Origin of the sequence: Kitasatospora sp. NPDC057542, assembly GCF_042801945.1 — a bacterium.
In the GTDB taxonomy this organism is placed as follows: Bacteria; Actinomycetota; Actinomycetes; order Streptomycetales; family Streptomycetaceae; genus Kitasatospora.
The window spans coordinates 1-2,621 of sequence record NZ_JBHVFE010000733.1 but is presented as its reverse complement, the minus strand read 5'-3'; the positions used below and the strand labels follow the sequence as shown (position 1 = coordinate 2,621).

General features: G+C 69.9%; 4 protein-coding genes. 2 read left to right on the top strand and 2 right to left on the bottom strand.

The window, feature by feature from the left end:
* Window positions 1-438 precede the first annotated feature (438 nt).
* Complete coding sequence (locus ACFU7Y_RS42825) at window positions 439-1,284, bottom strand: MerR family transcriptional regulator (protein WP_224280928.1); 846 nt, start codon at window positions 1,282-1,284, stop codon at window positions 439-441.
* A gap of 223 nt (window positions 1,285-1,507) precedes the next feature.
* Here ACFU7Y_RS42825 and ACFU7Y_RS42820 point away from each other — a divergent pair, with 223 nt between their 5' ends.
* A complete protein-coding gene (locus tag ACFU7Y_RS42820; protein WP_224280927.1) occupies window positions 1,508-1,726 on the top strand; it encodes a hypothetical protein in 219 nt (72 codons plus the stop codon).
* 7 nt (window positions 1,727-1,733) lie between these two features.
* On the opposite strand, the gene ACFU7Y_RS42815 is transcribed toward ACFU7Y_RS42820, so the two are convergent.
* The gene (locus ACFU7Y_RS42815; RefSeq protein ID WP_224280926.1) at window positions 1,734-2,048 is read right to left on the bottom strand and encodes a hypothetical protein; all 315 of its coding nucleotides are present in this window, start codon (window positions 2,046-2,048) and stop codon (window positions 1,734-1,736) included.
* Window positions 2,049-2,057: 9 nt separating this feature from the next.
* Here ACFU7Y_RS42815 and ACFU7Y_RS42810 point away from each other — a divergent pair, with 9 nt between their 5' ends.
* Complete coding sequence (locus ACFU7Y_RS42810; protein WP_224280925.1) at window positions 2,058-2,207, top strand: hypothetical protein; 150 nt, start codon at window positions 2,058-2,060, stop codon at window positions 2,205-2,207.
* Window positions 2,208-2,621: the final 414 nt, after the last annotated feature.

The window sequence follows — 2,621 nt, the reverse complement described above, 5'->3', positions numbered from 1 at the left end:
ACGAGTTGCAGCGCAGGCGTCACCGAACTGCAGCACCGGGCGTCACGGGGCTGCAGTTCGGTGACACCCGAGTGCACACCCGCCGGGCCAAGCGGCCCGGCCACACCCGAACCGCACCCGGATACCAGCCGAACGGCGTCTGCGCAGCCCGTGTGAAGTTGCATTTCGTTGTCGCGGTGAGCTGCAGCAGTTTGTCGTGACGCCTGGGAGGCCGGTGCCTGGTCAGGGGTAGTGGTGGCCGGTGCGGCGTCATCGTGGTGCGGTTTCCAGCGTCATGTAGATGACGTTTCCGTCGGTCGGTATCGTGCGGTTTCCCATGCGCCGGAGGTTGCGACCGAATCGACCGACAGCGAAGGCAGTGCCCGGCCCGTGTTCCGCCGGGCGCTGTCCGCGCTCTTTGAAACGTGACCCCCTATCACCACTGTCGGCGGTGAAGACCTAATCGTCGGCAGGCTCGTCGATCGGCCAGGCGATCTCCAAGCGGTTGTCCGGGTCGTCCGGTGTCCCGGTCCACCGGCGGAAGATCATCCGGACCGGGCCCGCGAAAGTAAAGCCGTGTTGGGTGATCCAGTCGGCGACGGCGTCGTACGCGCCGAGGATCTGCGGGAACACAGCGGCCGCGCCCTCAACCTCCGTGCAGGCGAGGGTGCTTTCGGGTAGCTCGCGCACGGTTATGCCCTCGGGCAGGTCCGTAGGCTGCGCGCCGTCCTCCCAGAACGGCAGGCACGCCTCGACGAGCGTCTCGTTCTCGTCGTCGCACACTCCGTGGAAGCGGACGAAAGCGGGCCCGGGGAGCGTGAGTGGGCCGCGGCCGGCGACCTCGTACATCTCCTGGTAGGCGCTGCGGAGGAAGGCGGCAAGCCCGGAGTTGTCCAGGGTCGCCCCGCAAACGAGGATCCGTTCGGCGGCGCCCTGGCGCACGGTGACGCGGTGGGTCATCTCTGCTCCTTCGGTCAGTCGGTTCAACAGGCTGTGGACCATGGAACGCTGCACCTCCAGCCGCCGCTCGGCCGCCCGCAGATGCGCCTGCAGGGCGGCGACCAGCTCCTCCTCGCCGCCGCCGAGCAGCCGGCGCACCTCTTCGACCGGGATGTCCAGCTGCCGCAGAGCCCTGATCGATTGCGCCGTACGTACCTGGTCACGCTGGTAGTACCGGTAGCCGCTCACCGGATCGACGAACGTCGGCACCAGCACGCCACTGGCGTCGTAGTGCCGAAGCGCAGTGACCGAGAGGCCGCTGGCCTGCGAGAACTGCCCGATCGGCAGCAGGTTTCTCCTGTCCACGGCACTGACTGTGCCGTCTCGCGTTACCCGAGAGTCAAGCCCGTCCCCTGCGAATCTGCGGTTCGTTGTCACCTGGTGGTCAGGGGGTGTCACTGACTCTGGATGGTGGAGGAGCTGGGGAGTGCCGTCGGCGGGGGAGCGGATGGTGTCACTCTGGTGCGGATTTCCGCTGACATCCTGTGATGCGGCATGGTGACAGAGTCATGCAGTTCCCCTGGCCGCCGTGGCTGCCCCGGGGTGCTGGTCGAACTTCGGATGGACCGCGCCCCTGTCCGACGGACCGTGGGGCCAGGCCGGCTGGATCGCCCTCCTCTACCAGCCGCAAGGCGCCAGGTTCCTCGTCGACAACTTCTCCCGCCCCAAGACCCACCCCACCGCGGACCTGACGCTGGACGCCATCCTGCGCGCCCACCAGCCCACCCGACCGGCCCCCGCCCGCTGACCGGCCCTCACCAGGCGTCAGGGCCGCCGTGGTGGTGCCGGGCGATGGCCTCCAGCAGCGCCTGACGTGCGCCCCAGAGCCTTCCCTGCTCGGCGGCCAAGGCGTCGGCCGCCCACACCGGCAGCGGCCTGCCCAGCGCCGCCGCCCCCAGCGACTCCTCCAGCGCGCCGCCGGCCTGCTTCCAGTCCTCCAGCTGCCGGAACAGGACCCGCACCAGGACGTCGACGGCCCCCGGGTCCCGCGCTTCCTGGCGGGCCCCCTGGGCGGCCTCGCCGAGGACGTCCTCGTCCAGGTCCTCGAACACCTCCTCCCACCGGGCCACCAGCCGTCGATGGTCCGCCAGCACGCGCCCGGGGCGTCCGGCGCCCGCGACGCCGGAGCCTCCAAAGCCGACTGGGCCGCCGTCCTCGCCGCTGTCCTGGCCGCTGTCCTCGACATCGAGTTCACCGGCATCGACCGGGGCGTCCTCGGCATCGACTGACGCCACCAGACCGCCAGATCCGGCCCTCACCGAGGCCGCAGCCGGCAGCCCGCGACAACGAGTTGCAGCGCAGGCGTCACCGAACTGCAGTACCGGGCGTCACTGGGCTGCAGTGTCAGAAGCCGCGCCATGCCACCCCGGCGCTGCTGGCCTCCAACCGGCCGGGTCCCGCGGAACGCCCCCTGCTCCCCCCAGGACCCGGCCGCTGCGCCGCTTCCCTCGGGCGTCATCACTGACTGCGCCCTGACGGCCGCTGCGCCGCTGGCTGGGTGCTGCTCGCCGCCGGCCGGGGACGTTTTGGCACTTTCGGGTACCCCCTTCTGACGCGTAAATAGAAGCCCAAGTAGATGGGGTTTTGGCATGACTCAGCACCCGATCACTGGGATGGCGATCGGGTGCTGGGTGGATGGTCAG